Origin of the sequence: Xanthobacter autotrophicus, assembly GCF_030015065.1 — a bacterium.
Lineage (GTDB): Bacteria > Pseudomonadota > Alphaproteobacteria > Rhizobiales > Xanthobacteraceae > Xanthobacter > Xanthobacter autotrophicus_D.
Map to the genome: position 1 here is coordinate 1 of NZ_JAIVFN010000063.1, position 20,943 is coordinate 20,943.

The 20,943-nt window shown below is 68.7% G+C and carries 17 protein-coding genes and 1 riboswitch; of the genes, 5 read left to right on the plus strand and 12 right to left on the minus strand.

Features of this window, described 5'->3' with window-relative positions; translation table 11 throughout:
* Window positions 1-194: 194 nt before the first annotated feature.
* A complete protein-coding gene (locus K9U40_RS13555; RefSeq protein ID WP_282890702.1) occupies window positions 195-1,616 on the plus strand; it encodes a glutamate synthase subunit beta in 1,422 nt (473 codons plus the stop codon).
* Between the two features lie 145 nt (window positions 1,617-1,761).
* On the opposite strand, the gene zapE is transcribed toward K9U40_RS13555, so the two are convergent.
* Window positions 1,762-2,949, minus strand: a complete 1,188-nt coding sequence (gene zapE / locus K9U40_RS13560; RefSeq protein WP_282890703.1) for a cell division protein ZapE — start codon at window positions 2,947-2,949, stop codon at window positions 1,762-1,764.
* Between the two features lie 301 nt (window positions 2,950-3,250).
* Here zapE and K9U40_RS13565 point away from each other — a divergent pair, with 301 nt between their 5' ends.
* Entirely contained in the window at window positions 3,251-5,497 is a 2,247-nt protein-coding gene (locus K9U40_RS13565; RefSeq protein WP_282890704.1) for an FUSC family protein, read from the plus strand.
* 51 nt (window positions 5,498-5,548) lie between these two features.
* Here the strand turns inward: K9U40_RS13565 and K9U40_RS13570 are convergent, their stop codons facing one another.
* Window positions 5,549-6,676 (minus strand): 2'-deoxycytidine 5'-triphosphate deaminase, encoded by a 1,128-nt coding sequence (locus K9U40_RS13570; protein WP_282890705.1) that lies wholly within the window; start codon window positions 6,674-6,676, stop codon window positions 5,549-5,551.
* 75 nt (window positions 6,677-6,751) lie between these two features.
* A riboswitch (SAM riboswitch) is annotated at window positions 6,752-6,833 on the plus strand.
* Window positions 6,834-6,994: 161 nt separating this feature from the next.
* On the opposite strand from K9U40_RS13570, the gene K9U40_RS13575 reads away from it, so the two are divergent.
* The 3 genes from K9U40_RS13575 to K9U40_RS13585 all read left to right on the plus strand — a co-directional run bounded on the left by K9U40_RS13575 (window position 6,995) and on the right by K9U40_RS13585 (window position 10,344).
* Window positions 6,995-8,215: an O-succinylhomoserine sulfhydrylase gene (locus tag K9U40_RS13575; RefSeq protein WP_282890706.1), complete on the plus strand. Its 1,221-nt coding sequence runs from the start codon at window positions 6,995-6,997 to the stop codon at window positions 8,213-8,215.
* A 112-nt stretch (window positions 8,216-8,327) separates the two neighbouring features.
* Window positions 8,328-8,720 (plus strand): Co2+/Mg2+ efflux protein ApaG, encoded by a 393-nt coding sequence (apaG, locus tag K9U40_RS13580; RefSeq protein WP_011996128.1) that lies wholly within the window; start codon window positions 8,328-8,330, stop codon window positions 8,718-8,720.
* A 127-nt stretch (window positions 8,721-8,847) separates the two neighbouring features.
* Window positions 8,848-10,344 (plus strand): TrkH family potassium uptake protein, encoded by a 1,497-nt coding sequence (locus K9U40_RS13585; RefSeq protein ID WP_282890707.1) that lies wholly within the window; start codon window positions 8,848-8,850, stop codon window positions 10,342-10,344.
* Between the two features lie 178 nt (window positions 10,345-10,522).
* Here the strand turns inward: K9U40_RS13585 and K9U40_RS13590 are convergent, their stop codons facing one another.
* The 10 genes from K9U40_RS13590 to ccoN form a co-directional block, all read right to left on the minus strand.
* On the minus strand, window positions 10,523-11,278 hold the full coding sequence (locus K9U40_RS13590) for an SDR family oxidoreductase (RefSeq protein WP_282890708.1): 756 nt from the start codon (window positions 11,276-11,278) through the stop codon (window positions 10,523-10,525).
* An 82-nt stretch (window positions 11,279-11,360) separates the two neighbouring features.
* The gene (locus tag K9U40_RS13595) at window positions 11,361-12,446 is read right to left on the minus strand and encodes a hypothetical protein (protein ID WP_282890709.1); all 1,086 of its coding nucleotides are present in this window, start codon (window positions 12,444-12,446) and stop codon (window positions 11,361-11,363) included.
* 35 nt (window positions 12,447-12,481) lie between these two features.
* A complete protein-coding gene (ccoS, locus tag K9U40_RS13600) occupies window positions 12,482-12,688 on the minus strand; it encodes a cbb3-type cytochrome oxidase assembly protein CcoS (RefSeq protein ID WP_282890710.1) in 207 nt (68 codons plus the stop codon).
* Window positions 12,685-14,916, minus strand: coding sequence for a heavy metal translocating P-type ATPase (locus tag K9U40_RS13605; RefSeq protein ID WP_282890711.1), 2,232 nt, complete (start codon window positions 14,914-14,916; stop codon window positions 12,685-12,687). Before K9U40_RS13605 ends, ccoS begins: the two co-directional genes overlap by 4 nt.
* A 211-nt stretch (window positions 14,917-15,127) precedes the next feature.
* Window positions 15,128-15,631 carry a FixH family protein gene (locus K9U40_RS13610; protein WP_282890712.1) on the minus strand — a complete coding sequence of 168 codons (504 nt, stop codon included), beginning with the start codon at window positions 15,629-15,631 and terminating at the stop codon, window positions 15,128-15,130.
* Window positions 15,632-15,663: 32 nt separating this feature from the next.
* Window positions 15,664-17,121 carry a cytochrome c oxidase accessory protein CcoG gene (gene ccoG / locus K9U40_RS13615; RefSeq protein ID WP_282890713.1) on the minus strand — a complete coding sequence of 486 codons (1,458 nt, stop codon included), beginning with the start codon at window positions 17,119-17,121 and terminating at the stop codon, window positions 15,664-15,666.
* Window positions 17,122-17,505: 384 nt separating this feature from the next.
* Window positions 17,506-18,390 carry a cytochrome-c oxidase, cbb3-type subunit III gene (gene ccoP / locus K9U40_RS13620; RefSeq protein ID WP_282890714.1) on the minus strand — a complete coding sequence of 295 codons (885 nt, stop codon included), beginning with the start codon at window positions 18,388-18,390 and terminating at the stop codon, window positions 17,506-17,508.
* 4 nt (window positions 18,391-18,394) lie between these two features.
* Window positions 18,395-18,556: a cbb3-type cytochrome c oxidase subunit 3 gene (locus tag K9U40_RS13625; protein ID WP_282890715.1), complete on the minus strand. Its 162-nt coding sequence runs from the start codon at window positions 18,554-18,556 to the stop codon at window positions 18,395-18,397.
* A 3-nt stretch (window positions 18,557-18,559) separates the two neighbouring features.
* Window positions 18,560-19,306 (minus strand): cytochrome-c oxidase, cbb3-type subunit II, encoded by a 747-nt coding sequence (ccoO, locus tag K9U40_RS13630; RefSeq protein ID WP_282890716.1) that lies wholly within the window; start codon window positions 19,304-19,306, stop codon window positions 18,560-18,562.
* Window positions 19,307-19,317: 11 nt separating this feature from the next.
* Entirely contained in the window at window positions 19,318-20,943 is a 1,626-nt protein-coding gene (gene ccoN, locus K9U40_RS13635; protein ID WP_282890724.1) for a cytochrome-c oxidase, cbb3-type subunit I, read from the minus strand.

Genomic DNA, 20,943 nt, shown 5'->3' on the forward strand with positions numbered 1-20,943 from the left:
CCTCCCCACCCTCCCCCGCAAGCGGGAGAGGGAGTTCGGCCGGTGTGCTGGACTTGAATGGGCGCGCGGATCAGGCGCGCGAATTCCGAGTCCTCAAGCTGGAACAATTCTTGTATTTGAACACGTGGTGCGGCACCCGGACTGATGCGGTGCGCGCGGCGGTTCCCTCAACGAGGTTCGCCTAAGGGGTTCTGATGGGCAAGGTCACGGGTTTTCTGGAGATCGACCGGCGGGAGCAGAAGTATCAGCCCGCCTCGGACCGCATCCGCCATTTCCGCGAGTTCACGCTGCCTTTGCCCGACGCCGAGGTGACGAACCAGGCGGCGCGCTGCATGGATTGCGGCATCCCCTTCTGCCACGGGCCCAACGGCTGCCCGGTGCACAACCAGATTCCGGACTGGAACGACCTCGTCTATCGCGACGAGTGGGAGGAGGCCGCGCGCAACCTCCACTCCACCAACAACTTTCCCGAGTTCACCGGCCGCATCTGCCCCGCCCCGTGCGAGGAAGCCTGCACCCTGAACCTCGAGGACATGCCCGTCACCATCAAGACGGTGGAGCAGGCCATCGCCGACAAGGCGTGGAAGAAGGGCTGGATCAAGCCCGAGCCGGCTCTGGTCAAGACCGGCAAGAAGGTGGCCATCGTCGGCTCCGGCCCCGCGGGTCTTGCCGCCGCCCAGCAGCTCGCCCGCGCCGGGCACGACGTGCACGTCTATGAGCGAGAGCCCAAGGCCGGCGGCCTTTTGCGCTACGGCATCCCCGACTTCAAGATGGAGAAGCACCACATCGACCGCCGCGTGAAGCAGATGGAGGCGGAAGGTGTGACGTTCCACTACAACGAGAACATCGGTATCGTCCGCCCGTTGCAGGAGTTGCTGGACGGCCACGACGCCGTGCTTCTCGCCGGCGGCTCGGAAGCCCCGCGCGACCCCAGCCTCCCCGGCCAGGAGATGGAGGGCGTGCACTTCGCCATGCCCTATCTGGTGCAGTCCAACCGCCGCGAGGGCGACGAGCCGGTCAACGAGATCCCGATCCTCGCCGGCGGCAAGCACGTGGTGGTGGTGGGCGGCGGCGATACCGCCTCCGACTGCGTGGGCACCGCCTTCCGCCAGGGCGCGCTCTCGGTCACCCAGCTCGACATCCGCGCGGTTCCGCCCATGAAGGAGGACAAGCTGGCGGTGTGGCCCTATTGGCCCACCAAGTTCCGCACCTCCTCCTCCCAGGCCGAGGGGGCCGAGCGCGAGTTCGCCTGCGCCACCCTGGGCATCGAGGGCCGCAACGGCCACGTCACCGGCGTGAAGTGCGCCCGCGTGGACCAAAAGCGCCAGCCCATTCCCGGCACCGAGTTCGTGCTGCGCGCGGACCTCGTGTTCCTGGCGATCGGCTTCGCCCACCCGCTGCACCTCGGCCTCATCGAGCAGTCCGGCGCGGCTCTGGACAAGCGCGGCAACGTCCAGGCGGACGAACTGAGCTATGCCACCACCGTGCCGAAGCTGTTCGCCGCGGGCGACATGCGACGCGGCCAGTCCCTCGTCGTATGGGCCATCCGCGAGGGCCGGCAGGCCGCCCACGCCATCGACAAGGAACTCATGGGCGCGACCACCCTCCCGCGCTGAGGGACCGGCAGCGCATGCGCTCAAACACCGCCATGGCCGGGCTCGCCCCGGTCATGGTCGTTTTGAGCCTCCGCCCACAGAAACAGGGGCGTTCGGACGCCGCCTCTCCAGGCGCCATGTCTCCAGACGCCATACCCCCCAGGCGCTATGTCTCCACGAGGCCCGTCGTATCCCCAGACGCCGTCGAATCCGGCCGGCCGTGGGGCTTGGCGAGATATTCGCTGGAACGCATCTCATGGATGCGCGAGACCGTGCGCGCAAACTCGAACGCCTCCGTCCCGTCCGTTGCCATGTAGAGCGCGTCCGGCTCCGCCGCCGCCGAGGCGATGAGCTTCACGTTCGAATCATAGAGCGTGTCGATCAGCGAGATGAAGCGCTTCGCCTCGTTGCGCTGGTCCGGCCCCAGGATGGGGATGTGCTCCAGCACGATGGTGTGGAACATGCGCGCCAGCCGCAGATAGTCCGGGTTCGGGCCCAGCGCCGCCTCGCACAGATTGGCGAAGCTGAAGCGCGCGGCGCCGTGGGCCATGGCCGGGATCGCCACGCGCCGGCCCTTGAGCACGATCTCGCTCGGCACCCCGCCGCCGGGACCGGCCAGCCGGCGCCACGCCTGCGACACCGCCGCATCGGCCTCGGGCCCGAGGGGGGTGTGCCAGGTGGATACGCCCTCCAGCTTCTCCATGCGGTAGTCGGTGCGCGAATCCAGCGTCATCACCTGCATGCGCTCCTCGATCATGCCGATGAAGGGCAGGAAGAGCGCCCGGTTGAGGCCGCCGGCATAGAGGTCCTGGGGCGCCACGTTGGAGGTGGCCACCACCACGACGCCGTCCGCGAACAGCCGCTCGAACAGCCGGCCGAGGATCATGGCATCGGCGATGTCGGTGACGTGGAACTCGTCGAAGCAGAGGATCTTCGCCTCCTCCGCCAGCGCGGCGGCCACCGGGAGGATGGGATCGGAGGTCTTGCGGGCGCCCTCCCTCTGGGCCTGGCGCTCACGGAAGATGCGCTCGTGCACGTCGCCCATGAACTCATGGAAATGGGCGCGCTTCTTGCCGCGGGGCGGCAGGGCCTCGAAGAACAGGTCCATGAGCATGGTCTTGCCCCGGCCGACCTTGCCGTAGACGTACATGCCCCGGGGCGCCACCGGAGCGCGGCGCTGGAACAGCCAGCCGAGCGCCGAGGACTTCTGCGCCATGGCCCTCTGTCGCAGTTCCAGTTCCAGGCGGGCGAACTCCTGGACCACCGCGGCCTGGGCCTGATCTTCCGAAATATCGCCCGCGGCGAGCCTGGCCGCATAAAGTTCCCGCACCCGCGCCTGGGTTTCCGCCGTCATTCGCCCATTCCCGCCAGAGCCCGTCCCGATCGGATTGCGGCGCAATCCCAACGGCGCGACGGGCTCTCTTCCAAGTTCAGAGACGGACTGCCCGCCAAGGCTGGTCAACCTGGGCGGATCCGGCTCCAGCCGCAAGCACGTCCCGGCGCCGTGGTTCGCCGGAAGGCCGGGGTGGCTATAGAGCAGATGCGGGGAAAGTTGAATGCATGGCCTGTGTGTTCTGGCCGGGCTGGACAGGCCGGCCGAACCATGAATTCCTCCGCCCATGCCCGAGACGTCCCGCCGCCCCGGACCGGTTTCCATGCTGCCCCCCGTATCATCCATGCCGCCATCCCCGCGCCCCCGCACGCCGCTGCTGGACCGGCTCAAAGGCTGGCTCGCCGACCACGATCCCGGCGGCATCGACCTGACGCGCGCCTTTCATCTCGGCGTGTCGTTCGTGGTGGTCATCCTTCTGGGCTATGCCACCTCGACCGGTTTCCGGCTGGGCATGGACATCACCTTCCCCATGATGGCCGGCTGTGCCGCGCTGGTGATGATCAGCTTCAATCCGGCCGCAAGCGTCACCGCGGAAGCGCGCACCATGGCGCGCCTGTTCGGCCTCGGCTTTGCCTTCCTGCTGGCGATGACACTGGTGGGACCCGGCGAGGGCCAAGGCAACGACATCGTCCAGAAGATCATGCTCATCCCCCTGTCCTTCCTCGCACTGGCGCTGCGGCGCTACGGTATGGACGGGCAGAGGCTCGGCCTCGCGCTCATCGTGGTCGCCACCGTGGGCACCATCCTCAGGCCGACGCGGATCGAGGGCGCGCTGCTGCTCGCCGCCTTCTGCCAGGGCGCCATGGTGGCGGCGGCGGTGCGCCTCTCCCCATGGCGGCCCTCCGCCGTGAACGCCTTCGTCGAAACCACGCTCGACATGCAGGGCGCGGTTGCCAACTACCTGCGCGAACTGTCGGATGCGGTGCGCCGCGGCCGGCATTTTCCGGAAGACGCAAACAACGCCCTGGAAAGCCTGCGCGGGCGCATCTGGAACGCCCTCGCCGCCGCCATCGCCGAGGATCCGGGCGCCCAGCCGGACTTCGAGCGCCTCCGGGTGCGGTTCTACCGGCTCAGGGTGGCGGTGCAGCTGCTGGCCGGCTGCGTGCCGGAAAAGGCGCCGGACAGCCCAAACTGGCGCGGCCCCTTCGCCGCGGCGGCCGACTACATTGCCCGCCGGCTGGAGGCGGTGGATGTCTCGGACATCCATGCCGAGGAGCGCTTCGAGCGGGCCGTCGCCGAGCTGCGCCGCGTCGCCTTCGCGCCGGAACTGCCGCCGGAGGCCCGCTTCGCGCTGCTGCGGGCGCTCACCGCCTTCGACCGCCTGTCCCTGGTGGTCACCGGCATCGCCGCCGCCGAAACCGCGCCGTTCCCCCCGCCCCACGACGACGCGGATGCCGCGCCGCCACCGCGCGCGATCCCCTTCCTGGTGAAGGGGAAGGATGGTGGGCGCACCCTGTCCGCGCCCATGCGGGTCGCCTGCCAGGGCGCCATCGCCACCGCCATTACCACAGTGCTGGACCTCAGCATCCAGCTCGACCACGCCTATTGGGCGACCATGACGGTCATGTTCGTCATCGGCAACAGCGTGGGCGAGACCTTCATGCGGGTGCGCTACCGCACCATCGGCACGCTCATCGGCGTGGTCCTGGGCATGGCCCTCTTCCTCGGCCTGGGCGAGCATGTCTGGCTCATCGCCACCTTCTGCATGCTGGCCCAGATGATCGCCCTCGTGACCCAGAAGGACCGCTACGACGTGGCGTCCGCCGCCGTCGGCTTCTCGGTGGTGCTCGGGCTGCACATCATTTCCGGGTTGGGCACCGAGGGCATGCTGGCGCGCATCTACGAGACCGCCATCGGCGCGGCCATCGCCCTCGTCGTGTCCTACCTGGTGCTGCCGGTCTACCTTGCCGAGCAGTTGCGGCCGGAGGTGAAGGCGCTGCTGCGCCAGGCCCGCACCGCCTTCGCCTCCTGGTGGCCGCACCAGGGCGAGAAGGAGAGCGTATCCGCCCTCGCCCTGAATGTGCGGTCCATGGGCACGCGCCTGCCCAATCTGGGCGCCGAGCAGGTGTTCGGCCATTCGGCGGGGGATGCGGCCAACATCGTCTCCACCCTCGATGTGCTGGTCACCTATCTCGCCCTGATGGAAGACGTGGCCCTGCGTCTGTCCGCCGCCGGGGCCGACGCGCGGGAGGAGGTGGTGGCCGTAGTGGAGGCGGCCCGCTCGCGCATCCTCACCGGCTTCGAGGTGGTGCTGGGCGAGGCCGGGGCCGGCAGCGCCGATGCGGCAACCCCGGCAGTGGACGCCGCCGTCTCCACCGTGCTCGGCATGGCCGACGACCCCGCCGTGGAGGAGGTGCTGCCGCTGGTGGCAGACTATCTCGCCTATTCCGACGCAGTGCTGCGGCCCTTGCGCGAGCTCAAGGCGGCGCTGACGGACACCAGCCCATGGCGCCGCGACGACATGATCGCCGCCGGCCGCCCGGCCGCGGGCCTGCGGGGCAAGGGATGAGGGGCCGGATCGACAGCGCCGGAGCCCCGCGCGCACGCGCCGTGGGGTGATTCAGTTCCCGACCGGCTTGAAATGCTTGGAGAGCTTCAGTCCCTGCCCCTGGTAGTGGGAGCGCATGTCGGCGCCATAGAGGGTGCCGGGGCGACCCGCCATGCGCTCATAGACGAGGCGGCCCACGGTCTGGCCGTGCTCCAGGATGAAGGGCACCTCCCGCGAGCGCACCTCCAGCACCGCCCGGGCGCCGCGCCCGCCGGCCGCCGGATTGCCGAAGCCGGGATCGAAGAAGCCCGCATAATGCACCCGGAACTCGCCCACCAGCGGATCGAAGGGCACCATCTCCGCGGCATAGTCCGGCGGCACGTGCACCGCTTCCCGCGAGGCGAGGATGTAGAAGGCGTCGGGGTCCAGCACGAGGCTTGCGGTGCGGCCCTCCCGCACGCGGATGGGCTCCCAGAAGTCCTCCACGTCGAGCACGCCGGCCTCGTCCACGTCGATGACGCCCGTATGCTTCTTGGCCCGGAAGCCCTGCAGCCCGGCGAGCACCTCCCCGGCAAGATCGACGCCCAGCGCGATGCCGCCCGCCGCCACGTCCGGCTGGGCGGCGTCCACGAGGCATTCGGCCGACTGGAGGCTCAACAATTCGAGGTCCGACAGCCGCGACACGCCGCGGCGGAAGCGCACCTGCGACAGCCGCGAGCCGGTGCGCACCAGGATCGGGAAGGTGCGCGGGGAGATTTCGAGATAGAGCGGGCCATTATAGCCCGCCGGAATGGTATCGAAGGCCCGCGCGCCATCGGTGATAACGCGCACGAACACGTCGAGCCGGCCGGTGGAGCTCTTGGGATTGGCCGCCGCCGCAAGGTCGATGGGCAGCTTCAGGCGCTCGAACAGCTCCACCAGATAGACGCAGCCGGTTTCCAGCACCGCGCCCTTGGCGAGGTCGAAATCGTGCAGGGCGAGGTCGGCGAGGCGCTCCTTCACCGAGACGCCCGCCCCCGGCAGGAAGCTCGCGCGCACCCGCCACGCCGTGCGGCCGAGCCGCAGGTCCAGGCTCGCCGGCTGGATCTGGTCCACGTCGAGCGGCCGGCGGCAGGAGATGGCTCCAGCCGCCTTCAGCGCCGAAATCGCCTCGGCGGGCAGGATGCCGGGCTTCAGATGCTCCGTCGCTCGCACCGTCATATCCGCTTTCCCGTCCTTTTTGTTCGCTTTACCGGACGAAGCCCTTGACGCCAAGGGGAGGCCGGGCGTTAACTGCTGCGCGCTTGTGGTGAATTTGGAGCCGGCCGGCTTGCAGCCACGTTAAACAACCTTGCTAAAAGGCCGGGGACGAACAGACGGGGGAGCCGCGCGGGCCGCATCTGGCCATGGGCGGCGGGAGCCGGTTGCGGCTCCGATCCACCCAAAGAGAACGACTTACCCGCCGGATTGCCACGCAATCCAGCGGGAACGTGCTCTAGGGACCGCGCCTGATCCCCTCGGCCTCCCCCGGAGACCGTCATGTCCGTGGCGTCCAAGCCAGTCCCCCGCTTCGTCCCGAAGGATCCCCTTACACTCCACCCGGAGACGCGCCTAGTCCATGGCGGCACCACGCGCTCGCCCTATGGCGAGACCTCCGAGGCGCTGTTCCTGACCCAGGGCTTTGTCTACGACAATGCCGAATCCTGCGAGGCCCGCTTCAAGGGCGAGGATCCCGGCTTCGTCTATTCGCGCTATTCCAACCCGACCACGGCCATGTTCGAGGAGCGCATGGCGCTGCTGGAGGGCGCGGAATCCGCGCGGGCCACGGCCTCCGGCATGGCCGCGGTGAACGCGGCGCTGCTGTGCCAGCTCTCCGCCGGCGACCACGTGGTGGCGGCGCGCGCCTTGTTCGGCTCCTGCCGCTGGATCCTGGAGGACTTCCTGCCGCGCTTCGGCATCGAGACCACGCTGGTGGACGGCAAGGATCTCGCCGCCTGGCGGGCGGCGGCGCGGCCGAGCACCAAGGTGTTCTTCCTGGAAAGCCCCACCAATCCCACGCTGGAGCTGATCGACATCGCGGCGGTGGCTGAGATCGCCCACGCCGTCGGCGCCCGGCTGGTGGTGGACAATGTGTTCGCCACGCCCCTGCTCCAGCATCCGTTCGAGCTGGGCGCGGACATCGTGGTCTATTCCACCACCAAGCATGTGGACGGCCAGGGCCGCTGCCTCGGCGGCATCGTCTTGTCATCCCAGCAGTTCGTAACCGAGCACCTCCAGACCTTCCTGCGCCAGACCGGCCCCTCCATCTCCCCCTTCAACGCCTGGATCATGCTGAAGGGCCTGGAGACGCTGGCGCTGCGGGTCGAGCGCATGCAGGCGAGCGCGGGCCGCATCGCCGACGCGCTGGCCGGCCTGCCCAAGGTGGAGCGGGTGATCTATCCCGGCCGCGCCGACCACCCCCAGGCGGAGCTGGCCCGCCGGCAGATGAAGGGCGGCGGCACCCTCGTCACCTTCGTGGTGGAAGGCGGCAAGGAGGGCGCCTTCCGCTTCGCCGACGCCCTGGGGCTGATCCGCATCTCCAACAATCTCGGCGATGCCAAGAGCCTCATCACCCACCCTGCCACCACCACCCACCAGCGATTCTCGCCGGAGACCCGCGCCGAGATGGGGATTTCCGACGGCCTGCTTCGCCTTTCGGTGGGGCTGGAGCATCCCGACGACCTGATCGCCGACCTCGCCACCGCCGCCGACGCCTTGTAACGCCTCCATTCCCGGCACGTGACGGTGCGGACTGTTGCGCCCGGGCGACAACGCGGGTTCACTGTGGCCCGCGGGGGCATTTTCTCCCGCGGTGAGGGGAGCTCGAGCGGGTATGTACCGCGCCATCACTCGGAATATTCAGGTGACCGCGACGCCGCGTTATGTGGCGGAGCGGTCGGAGCCCGATCAGGGCCGTCATTTTTGGGCTTATACCGTCGAGGTGGCCAATTTGGGCCAGGAGACCGTGCAGCTGAAGGGCCGCCATTGGGTCATCACCGACGCCAACGGGCACACCGAGGAGGTGCACGGCGCCGGCGTCGTGGGCGAGGAGCCCACCCTGCCCCCCGGCGGGCGATTCGAATATACCAGCGGCGTGCCGCTCAACACCTCCACCGGGATCATGAGCGGGCACTATGAGATGCTGGCCGACAATGGCGAGACCTTCTCCATCGAGATCCCAGCCTTCTCGCTCGACGTGCCGGACGTGCGCCGGGTGCTGAACTGAGATCGGTCCGGGCGCACGCATTTCCCGTTCGCGCCCGGTTCGAGGGGAATGCCGCGCCATTTCCCGTCGCATTTTGTTTACGCGATCGGGTCTCTCATTGGCTCGAACGTGATCTCGGGGGGACGCCATGCACGCCGCGCGCATACCTACGGTGGAGGCCGAGGCCGTTTCGGTACTCAGCCTGCGCCCGGTGGCGGCGACGCTCGGCATCCTCCTGTCCATCCTCGGTGCGGCCATGCTGCTGCCTGCCGTGGTGGATTTTTCCACCCGGTCGGGGGGACAGGGCGCGTTCGTCGGCGCCTCGGCCATCACCGTCTTCGTCGGCGTACTGCTGTGGATGAGCGGGCGCGGCCAGTCCATGCGCAAGCTCGACCTGCGGCAGGCCTTCCTGCTCACCACCTCGGTGTGGGTGGTGTTGTCGCTGTTCGCGGCGCTGCCGCTCATGTGGAGCCATTCCCAGCTCTCCTTCACCGCCGCCATGTTCGAGAGCATGTCGGGCCTCACCACCACCGGCGCGAGCGTGATGTCGGGGCTGGATGCCATGTCCCCCGGCGTTCTGCTGTGGCGCGCGCTGCTGCACTGGTTCGGCGGCATCGGCATCATCGGCATCGCCATCGCGGTGCTGCCGGTGCTCTCCATCGGCGGCATGCAGCTGTTCCGCACGGAATCCTCGGACAAGTCGGATAAGTTCCTGCCCCGGGCGGGGACCATCGCCAAGCGCCTGCTGACGGCCTATGTGCTGCTCACCGCCGGCTGCGCCGGCTGCTACCTGATGGCCGGGCTGGAGCCCTTCGACGCCGTCACCATCGCCATGTCCACCTTGTCGAGCGGCGGCTTCGCCAATTCGGATTCCTCGCTGACGGTATTCGCCAAGCCGGCGGTGGATTACGTGGCCATCGTCTTCATGCTGGCGGCCGCCCTGCCCTTCCCGCTCTATGTGCGCGCCCTGGCCGGAGACCCCTGGCGGCTGTTCTCCAATCCGGAAGTGCGGCTGTTCCTGACCATCGTAGGGGTATTCACCCTCCTGTCGTTCCTGCAGCTGACCTTGAGCGGCATCGCCGCCGGCGAGACCGCTCTGCGCTGGGCGCTGTTCACGGTGGCCTCGCTGATCTCGACCACTGGCTTCATGGCAGCGGACTACACCAACTGGGGTGCAAGCTCGGACGCCATCTTCTTCGTGCTGATGTTCCTCGGCGGCTGCACCGGCTCCACTTCCGGCGGCATGAAGGCGTTTCGCCTCGCCATAACCGCCAAGGCGATCCGCCAGCACCTGAAGCGCATCTCGTTCCGCGCCGGGGTCTTCCCGTTGCGCTATGGCGGCGCGCCGGTGGCCGAGGACGTGGTGACATCGGTGCTGTCCTTCGTCTTCCTTTATCTCCTGGCGTTTTTCCTCATCGGGGTCGCCCTCAACATGATGGGCCTCGACCTGCGGACCGCCTTCTCCGCCTCCATCTCCTGCCTCGCCAATGTGGGGCCGGGCCTCGGGCCGATCGTGGGGCCCGCCTCCAATTTCGGCGGCCTGCCGGAATCGGCCTTGTGGCTGCTGACGGCGGCCATGCTGCTCGGGCGGCTGGAAATCCTGACCGTGCTGGTGCTGTTCCTGCCGCGCTTCTGGGTGCGCTGACGGCCCCGCGCCCGGCTCCACGGTGGCCCTGATCGAGCCAGCGCCGGAGACCTGGAGCACGCGCCGATCTGCTGGCATCGCAAGCTGATCGGAGAACGCGTTCTCTTTCTTGCGCTTTGAGGGCGATTCACCGAGCAAATGGATTCAATTTGCTCGGAGCGCGCTCTGGGGGAAGCCCTCAGAAGTGCGCCATGTACCCGCCATCCACCGCCAGCACGTGGCCGGTGACGTAGGAGGCGGCGGGCGAGGCCAGGAACACCGCCGCCCCCGCTACCTCTTCCGGCCGCCCCCAGCGGCCGAGCGAGGTGCGCCGCGACAGCCACTCCCCCACAGCCTGATCGCGCGCCAGCTCGGCGTTAGGCTCGGTCAGGAAATAGCCGGGCGCGATGGCGTTCACCGTGATGCCGTGCGGCCCGAGATCGGCCGCGAGCGCCCGCGTCAGCGCCTCCAGGGCGCCCTTCGCCGTGGTGTAGGCGGCATCGCCCGCGCGCGAGAGCGGCCCGGCGATGGAGGTGATGTTGAGGATCCGCCCGCCCTTGCCGCGTGCCACCATGCCCTTCGCCACCTCGCGCGTGAGGTGGGCGGGCGCGAACAGGTCCAGATCCACCAGCCGGCGGAACGCGACGTCGTCCATGTCGAGGAAGCCGCGCCGGTCGCGGGCGCCGGCATTGTTGACGAGGATATGGATGGGCGGCGCGGCGGCCATCGCCTGGGTGACGGCGTCGGGATCGCTCACATCAAGCACGAAGGGCTCGGCCTTGCCGCCCTTGCGGATGATGGCGGTGACCGCAGCCCCGAGGCGCCCGGCATCGCGGCCGTTCACCAGCACGTGCGCCCCGGCCAGCGCCAGGGCGGTGGCGATCTCGAAGCCGAGGCCCGTCCTGGAGCCGGTGACGAGGGCGGTCTGGCCGTCCAGCGAAAAAGGATGGGTCAAGGCGGGCTCCCGGCGATTGGGCGATCCCGCCTTCCTACCTTCCGGCGCGGGGTCCGGCCAAGCCGTCATCCCCGTGGGGGGATCAGGCCAGAAGGTAGCCCAGAAGCGCGCCGCAGATGGCGCCGAAGAAGAGGCCGCCATCGTGCAGCGCCAGGGCGAGGCGGCTGGGCGGGCCGGCTCGGTAGATCCAGGCGGTAGCGCCCACGGTGGCCACCGACCAGCCGGCGCCCACGCTGATGAGGGCGGCGGTGATGCTCTCCGGCGTCCCCAGGCTCTGGAGCGGGATGCCGACGGCCACCAGAAGCGTGCCGGCCACCGCGATCACCAGCGGCGGCACGCGATCACCCACGAAGGCGAGGGGCACGGCAGGGGCGTACATGGCCGCCACATGCAGGGCGATGAAGCCGAACACCGCCGCCCCGCCGATGCCGCAGCCCACCAGCGCCAGCGGCGCGCCGGACATGACCGCGTTCATGCCGAACCAGGCCGCGCCGCCCACCAGGGTCGGCCACAGGATGGCGGACAAGGGCGCCTTGGCCTTCGGGCGGAACACGGTGGTGGGGTCGGCGGCGAGCGTCACCGCGACGCCGAGGGAACAGGTGTGTGCCAGCGCCGCCAGCGCCGCCGCGCCCACGAGGAAATAGGGGGCGGCGAGCTGTTCGGCGAAGCCTGCCAGCGTCGGCCCGGCGAAGGCGGCGGCGACGCCGCCGGCCAGCACGCCGGCCGTGGCGGCGGCGGGCCGCCCGCTCGCGGCGGCGGCCTCATGCCGGTAGAAGAAGGAGAAGCCCTGCGCCATGCCGAGCCACAGCGCGCCGAGGCAGGCCCAGGCGAACTGGCGCTGCATCAGCGCCGCCACCAGCAGCGCCCCGCCGGCGATGCCCAGCGACGCGCCGAGCGCGAAGCCGCTGCGCCGGCCGAAAGCGTCACGCAGGAAGGACGCCGGAAAGGATGCGAGCGCCGCCCCCAGCAACATGGCCGCGAACGGCCAGGTGACGAGTTCAGGCCGTGGCGCCAGCTGGGCGCCGGCGAGCGGCAGGGCGGCGGAGGCCACCGTCTGCGCCAGCACGGCAAAGGCGAAGCCCAGCGCAAGGCCGAACGTGGAGACGGGGCGCGGACCGTTGTCGTTGGCGGGGGCGTCGAGCTGCGGGTCGCAGACACAAACGAGCATGCCCGCACGGGGTTCAGGAGCGGGCGCGGTGCGTCTCATGACCCTGCCCGACCTTTCACCGATGCCGTGCTCGGAGGGGCGCCGGCGGCGCTCTCCTGGGGCAGGTCGTCGTCCGACAGGACGCGCACGGCGGCCCCGTCGAGGTCGTCATACTGGCCGCTCTTCAGGCTCCACAGGAAGGCGAAGAGCCCGGAAAGCCCCAGCAGCAACGCGAGCGGCAGGAGATAGACGAGGACGTTCACGCGGCCGCCTCCTCCAATGTGCGGGTATCGGCGCCGGCATCCGCCCGGGCGTCGGTGGCCTCATCCTTGCGCCCCGGCCGCGCCGCGCGCAAGGCGTTGACGGTCACGAGTATGGAAGAGCCCGACATGGCGAGTGCCGCCACCAGCGGCGTGACAAAGCCGGCGATGGCGAGGGGCACCGCGATCACATTGTAGAGCACGGCGATGACGAGGTTCTGCCGCATGAGCCGCGCCGCGACCCGCGCGCCGTCCACCGCGGCCAGCACCGGCGCGAGGCGACGGCCGAGGAACACCGCGTCCGCATGGGCCTGCGTCACCGCCGCGCCCGTGGCGGGGGACAGGGAAACGGCCGCGGCGGCGAGCGCAGGGGCATCGTTGAGGCCGTCACCCACCATCAGCACGCGCCGGCCTTCGGCCTTGAGGCGGTCGAGCACGGCAATCTTGTCGGCGGGTTTCAGCCCGGCATCCGCTGCGCCGATCCCGAGGGCACCGGCCACGGGCGCCACCGCGGCCTCCCGGTCGCCGGAGAGGATGCGCACGTCGAGGCCCCTGGCCTTCAGCGCCTGGACAACCTCCAGCGCGTCGGGCCGCAGGGCTTGCTCCACGCCCATCACCAGCGTCCGCGTCCCCCGGCGCAGGGCGATCAGCGAGGCGCCGGCCGGCAGATCGGCGGGCATGGCGGCGGCGCAGAAAGCGAGGCTGCCGAGGCGCACCATTTCGCCATCCACCACGGCCTCGACCCCCTGCCCGCTCACTTCGGTGACCCCTTCGATGGCCGGCCCGTCGGCGCGACGGGCGACCACCTTGGCGAGCGGATGCCGGCTCGACAAGGCCAGCCGCCCGGCGAGGCCGACGAGGCCCGCATCCGCGCCACGCGGCAGGGCAAGGGCGGGCTCCGGCAGAGTCAGGGTTCCGGTCTTGTCGAACACCACCGTGTCCACGGCGGCGAGCCGCTCCAGCATGTCGCCGGCATTGATGAGAAGGCCGGCGCGGAACAGGCGGCCGGTGGCGGTCACCTGCACCGCCGGCACGGCAAGGGCCAGCGCGCAGGGGCAGGTGATGATGAGCACCGCCACCGCGATCATCACCGCATGGTGCAGGTCCGCCCCGGCCAAAAGCCAGCCGATGGCGGAAACCAGCGCCGTCAAATGCACCATGGGGGCATAGAGGCGCGCCACCCGGTCGGCGAGGCGCACATAGGCGCCCTTCTCGGCCAGCGCACCGTCCAGCAGGCGCTGCACGTCGTCCACCAGCGTATTCTCGCCGCCGGCAGTGACCATGAGGTGCAGCGCGCCCTCCCCGTTGAGGCTGCCGGCATAGACGGCATCGCCTGCCTTCAGGGCGCGCGGCAGGGTCTCGCCGGTGACGAGGCTTTCGTCGATGCTGGACTGGCCGGAGGCGATGACGCCATCTGCCGCCACCCGCTCGCCGGGGGCGACGAGGAGGGTGTCGCCCGGCTGCAGCGCCTGCACCGGCACCAGCACCGGCACGCCATCGGCTCCCAGGCGATGGGCCATCTCGCCGCGCAGGGCGGCGATGTTGCCGGCCGTGGCCCGGGTGCGCCGGCGCGCCTCATGGTCGAGATAGCGCCCCGCCAGCAGGAAGAACAACAGCATGATGGCGCTGTCGAAATAGGCATGGGGCTGGCTGAGCGCGGTTTCGAGCACACTCATGCCCAGTGCCAGGGTGACGCCGATGGTGATGGGCACATCCATGTTGAGCCGGCCCGAGCGCACCGCCCGGAACGCGCTCTGGAAGAAGGGCTGGCCCGCATAGGCCGCCGCCGGAAGCGCGATGAGCGCCGAGACCCAGTGGAAGAAATCCCGCGTCTCGGGGGTGATGTCGGTGACGTTGCCAGACCACACCGAGACCGACAGCAGCATGATGTTCATGGCCGCGAAGCCGGCGACGCCCAGGCAGCGCAAAAGCCAGCGGGCATGGCGCGCCTCGCTCTCCTCGGCGCGGCCGGCGAAGGGGTGTGCACGGTAGCCCAGGGCTTCCAGCTGGCTCACCACCCGGTCCGGCGAGGTTTCCTCGCGCCAGGCGACGGTGAGGCGGTGGGTGGAATAATTGAGGCGCGCGCGCACCACGCCGGGCAATGCCCTCACCCCGTCCTCGATCTCGGCGATGCAGGCGGCGCAGTCGATGCCGTCCACGGCAAGGCTCATCTGGGCGAGGCCGTCCTCGGACCGCGCGACGAAAATGGAATAGTCGATCGCCTCAGCCATGGCTCCATCCCCGGGGGCTGCGGGGCCCCGCCGCACCGTGCGGCGGAAGGATGCGGACCCGAATGAGAGAAAAGTACGACAGGCCGGCCGGCGCGACGAACCAACCGGCCTGATCGTACTCAAGGTGCGGACGACACTGGACGAACGCCGCCCGGCAGTCTCGATGCCGCCTCGGGAGGCCGGAGGAAGCCGGTTGCCCGTTCACAGCGGCTTACGGAAGCTGCACACGATTTTTGGACCGGAACTGGCGCTCTCCGCCTTGCGCAAAATCAATCACCAGATCCCACTGGCCCGGTCCCGCCGCCGCCGTGGCGCGGTAGCGGCCGTCGCCGAGGGGTTTCAGGTCCAGACCCACGTCGCGCCGGGCGTCGGTCGGATGCGAGAAGCGCCCGTCCGGAGCCAGCTGGGACAGGGGCGCGCCGGTGGCGTCGAGCACGCGGATCGTCACCACCCGCGCATCGTTGCCAGGCGAGGCCAGCTCCACATTGACGCTCCAGTGCCGTGCGGCCTGCTTCTCGGCGGCGCGATGCTCCGCCGAGAAGGCGAGGCCCGCCTTGTAGGAGCTTTCCGTCTCCACGCCTGCGAAGGTGGAGACGGCAAGGCGCGCCATGAGGAAGTTGACCCCCATCACCACGCCGAAGAAGGCAAGGAGAGTGAAGAGCACCGCGCGGCCGGTCAGCTCGCGCGGCCGACGGGGGACGTCAGCATGGGCCATGTCACCCCTCCCTTGTTGTTCCGGTCCGCAGGTCACGGGCCGATGAAGTGATCGTTCACCGCGGCCGTCAAGCCCGACGCCTTGTCCCGGATACGGAAGGTGATGGGCAAGGAGGCCTGCGGGGTAAGCTTGTCGCGGGTGGTCACCAGCACGCGGATCTCGCGGGTCTGGTCGGGTCCCACGGTGAGGCCATCCGCATTGTCGCCAACGACCTCAAAGCTGGCGCCGGGCACCCCTTCCGCCGAGAGGATGAAGGTGCGCTGTTCCAGCTTCTTGTTGATCAGCCGCACCGTGTAGGCGTTGCGAACCGAACCGTCCGACAGGCGGACGAACAGCGGATTGCGGTCGTGGATGGCGGCGATGCCCTCGGTGGAGCGGCCGATGAGCGAGGTCAACATCAGCCCTGCCGCAGCGCAGATGAGCACCGCGTAAAGGATGGTGCGGGGCCTGATGATGCGCTGGATGAACGGCTTGCCCGCCAGCCGCGCCTCGAGGCTCGCCTCGCTGTCATAGGTGATGAGCTCGCGGGGGCGGCCGATCTTGTCCATCACCGTGTTGCAGGCGTCGATGCACAGGCCGCACTGGATGCAGGGCAGCTGCATGCCCTTGCGGATGTCGACGCCGGTGGGGCAGACGGCGACGCACTGGCCGCAATCGACGCAGTCGCCCGCCGGCAGCCCCTTCTCGCGCGCCACCTCGGCCTTCTTCAGGGAACCCCGCGGCTCGCCCCGGTCGTAGCAATAGGTGACGTTGAGCGCGTATTCGTCGGTGAGCGCGGCCTGAATGCGCGGCCAGGGGCACATATAGGTGCACACCTGCTCGCGCATGTGGCCGGCGAGCGCATAGGTGGTGAACGTCAGGACACCGATGGACATGTAGGCCACCGCCGGCGCCTGGAAGGTGGCCAGCTCCTTCACCAGGGTCGGCGCATCGGCGAAATAGAGCACCCAGGCGCCGCCGGTCCACCACGCGATCAGCAGCCAGATGGAGTGCTTCAGCGTCTTGTGGGCGAACTTGTCCAGCGTCCAGGGGGCGGCGTCCGCCCGCATGCGCTCGCGCCGGTCGCCCTCGATGAGGCGCTCCACCGCCATGAAAAGGTCGGTCCAGACCGTCTGCGGGCAGAGATAGCCGCACCACACGCGCCCGGCCACCGCGTTCATGAGGAACAGGATGAGCGCCGCCAAGATGAGCAGGCCCGCGACGTAATAGAATTCCTGCGGCCAGATCTCGAGGAAGAAGAAGTAGAAGCGGCGCGCGGGGAAGTCGATCAGCACCGCCTGGTTCGGCGCATCCGGCCCACGATCCCAGCGCACGAAGGGCAAGAAATAATAGATGCCGAGCGTGACAGCGAGCACGATCCACTTGATGGTCCGGTATCGGCCATGGACGCTCTGCGGATAGATCTGGCGGCGGGCCTCATAAAGCGGGATGTCCTCCGGCTCGACCGCAGCGGCGGCCTTCTGCTCGGATTTCGTGGTCAGGGCGGTCATTGGTCGCTTGCCGAAGGTTGGCCAGCCGCCTCGGGCCGGCGATACGGATTGAGGGCGGGCCCTCGCTGGGCCGGCTCTGATCTCGGGACTTCAACCCCCTGCCGGCTCGCCAACATTCATACCTTAGAATGTTTGTCCGGCTCGTGGGCGAAAGGTCGCGCAGGCGATTGGTCGCGCGACGTTTTGGTCCCCCGGCGCCCGGCGGCGGCCCCCTCTTTGCCGGCGCGCGCTCCGCTTTTCACGTCGCTTCGGAGGGGACGGACGTGCCGTGCCCCGAAGGACGCAAGCCGGGCCGGACGAGGCAAAAGCCTTTGTCCGGCCCGGCTCGTTCCCCCCATCCTGCCCGCCCGGCCGGCGCGGAGCAAGCCGGGCTCTCCGCTCGCGTCAGCGCCCGCCGCCGAGCGAGTGGACGTAGACGGTGAGCGCCTTGACCGTGGTCGGGTCGAGGCGGGTGTGCCACGCCGGCATCACGTTGCCGCGACCGTTGACGATACCGTACTCGACGGAGGCCTTGTCGGAGCCATAGAGCCAGATGCCGTCCGTGAGGTTGGGCGCGCCGAGCTCCTGATTGCCCTTGCCGTCGTCGCCATGGCACGCGGCGCAGTTGGCGGCGAACACCTCCTTGCCCTTGGCGAAGTCGGACCCGGGCTGGGCAATACCGGACAGGGTGCGCACATAGTCCGACACCGCCGAGATCTCCGGCTTCTGGAGGATGCCGTCGCGGCCGAAGGCGGGCATGGAGCCGGAGCGGGTTTCCGAATCGCTCGAGCGGATGCCGTAATTGATGGTCTGCTGGATCTGCTCCAGCGAGCCGCCCCACAGCCAGTCGTCGTCATTGAGGTTGGGGAAGCCCGTGGCCCCGCCGCCGCCGGCGCCGTGGCACGGCGCGCAATTGTCGGCGAACGCGACGCGGCCCTGGGCCCGGGCCAGGGTGAGCAGCGCCGGCGTCTGCTCGATCTGCTCGAGCGAGGCATTGCCAAGCTTGGCCGCGCTCTCGGCGCGCAGCGCCTGGAGGTCGCTCAGCTGGACCGCCACCGCCGAGCGGGAGTTCCAGCCCAGCAGGCCCGGCGTGGCCGAATTGATCAGCGGCCAGGCGGGGTACAGGAACCAGTAGCCGATCGCCCAGACGATGCAGGCGTACCACACCCACAGCCACCAGCGCGGGAGGGGGTTGTTCAGCTCCGAGATGCCGTCCCATTCGTGACCGGTGGTCGAGACGCCGGTGGCGGCATCCACCTTGCCATGGTGGGTATCTTGAGTCGTGCTCACGGGATCAATCCTCTTTGAGCGGAATGTTGGCAGCGTCGTCGAATTCCTTCTTCCTCGCCTTCGAGGGCCAGAAGACGTAGGCGACGACCAGAACAAAACCGAGAACGAAGAGCACGAGGCCCCAGGTCTGGGCGAAGGACGCGAGCCAGAGATAGGTCTCGTGCATGGCTCACCTCACGTTGGCTTGGTTGTCGTAGAGCTTGAAGTCCACGAGCGTGCCGAGCATCTGGAGGTAGGCGATCAGCGCGTCGGCCTCGGTGAGCTCGGCGGGGTTGCCGTCGAAATCGCGTGCCTGTGCCTTCGGATAGCGCTTGTCGAGACCTGAGGTGTCGGCGTCGATGGTCGACTGGGCCTTCAGGTCGTCCTGAGCCTTCTCGATCATCTCGTCCGTATAGGGCACGCCGAGCAGCATCAGGCTCTTCATGTCCGTCGCCAGATGCTTGGCGTCGAGCTTCGTCTGCGCCAGCCAGGGGTAGCTCGGCATGATGGAGGCCGGCACCACCGAGCGCGGATTGTGCAGGTGCTCGCGCTGCCACAGGTCCGAATACTTGCCGCCCACGCGGGCGAGATCCGGGCCGGTGCGCTTGGAGCCCCACTGGAAGGGGTGGTCATACATGCTCTCGGCCGCCAGCGAGTAGTGGCCGTAGCGCTCCACCTCGTCACGCAGGGGACGGATCATCTGCGAGTGGCAGTTGTAGCAGCCCTCCCGCACATAGATGTTGCGGCCCGCCAGCTCCAGCGGGGTGTAGGGGCGCATCCCCTCCACCTTCTCGATGGTGCTCTTCAGGTAGAAGAGCGGGGCGATCTCCACCAGGCCGCCGATGGAAATCACCACCAGGATGCCCAGCATCAGCCAGTAAGAGTGCTTCTCGAAGATCTGGTGCTTGGACCAGATGGAAGTGCCTTGCGACGCCATGAGTTTCCTCCTCATTCCGCGGGCGCAAGGGCGAGCTTCTGCTCGGCCGCCGCTTCGGGCATGGTGATCGTCTTCCACACGTTCCAGGCCATGATCAGCGCACCCGACAGGAACAGGATGCCGCCGAGGGCGCGGATGACATAGAGCGGGTGCATGGCCTCGACGCTCTCGATGAACGAGTATTCGAGGAAGCCGAGCTGGGTGTAGGCGCGCCACATCAGGCCCTGCAGGATGCCCGCCACCCACATGGAGGAGATGTAGAGCACGATGCCGAGAGTCGAGACCCAGAAGTGCCAGGACACGGCCTTGAGCGAATACATTTCACGCTTGTTCCACAGCCAGGGCACCATGCAGTAGATGGCGCCGAAGGAGATATAGGCGACCCAGCCAAGCGCGCCGGAATGCACGTGGCCGATGGTCCATTCGGTGTAGTGGCTGAGCGAGTTCACCGCCTTCACCGACATCATCGGCCCCTCGAAGGTGGACATGCCGTAGAAGGCCACGGCCACCACCATCATGCGGATCACCGGATCGGTGCGCAGCTTGTCCCAGGCCCCCGAGAGGGTCATGAGGCCGTTGATCATGCCGCCCCAGGAGGGCATCCACAGGATGATCGAGAAGGTCATGCCCAGCGTCTGCGCCCAGTCCGGCAGCGCCGTATAGTGCAGGTGGTGCGGGCCGGCCCAGATGTAGATGAAGATCAGCGCCCAGAAGTGGACGATGGACAGCCGGTAGGAATAGACCGGCCGATCCGCGCGCTTGGGGATGAAGTAGTACATCAGCGCGAGGAAGCCGGCGGTCAGGAAGAAGCCAACCGCGTTGTGGCCGTACCACCACTGGAACATGGCGTCCTGCACGCCGGCCCACACGATGTAGGACTTGGGCGAGAAGACCGAGACCGGCAGCGCGGCGTTGTTGCCGAGGTGCAGCACGGCGATGGTGATGATGAAGGCGAGATAGAACCAGTTCGCCACATAGATGTGGGGCTCTTTGCGCTTCAGGATGGTGCCCAGGAACACCAGCAGGTAGGTGACCCACACCACCGTCAGGAACAGGTCGGCATACCATTCCGGCTCGGCGTATTCCTTGCTCTGGGTGATGCCCAGAAGGTAGCCCGTACCGGCGATGAGGATGAAGAAATTGTAGCCCAGCATCACGAACCAGGGCGCGAGGTCACCCGCGAGGCGCGCGTGCGAGGTCCGCTGCACCACATAGAACGAGGTGGCGATCAGCACGTTGCCGCCGAAGGCGAAGATCACCGCCGAGGTGTGCAGCGGGCGCAGGCGGCCGAACGAGATCCAGGGCAGGTCGAAGTTGAAGGCCGGAAAGGCGAGCTGAAGCGCCGCGATCACGCCCACAAGGAAGCCGGCAATGCCCCAAACGACGGCGAAGATGGTACCCACCTTCACCACGTCGAAGTTGTAGTTCGGCTTGCCGTCGGCGTTGACCTGAGGCACGGACCCGGCCGGGCGCGCCATGTAGCGGTTGCCGATGGCGAACACCGAGGCGATGCTGGCCGCGGCGAACAGGTAGGCATGGAAGGCGTAGGCCGGCGTATAGGCCTTCGCGGCCACGATGATCGCGAAGAAGGCGAAGGCGGCAAAAACCACCAGCAGTCCGGCTTCGCCGAACCGCAT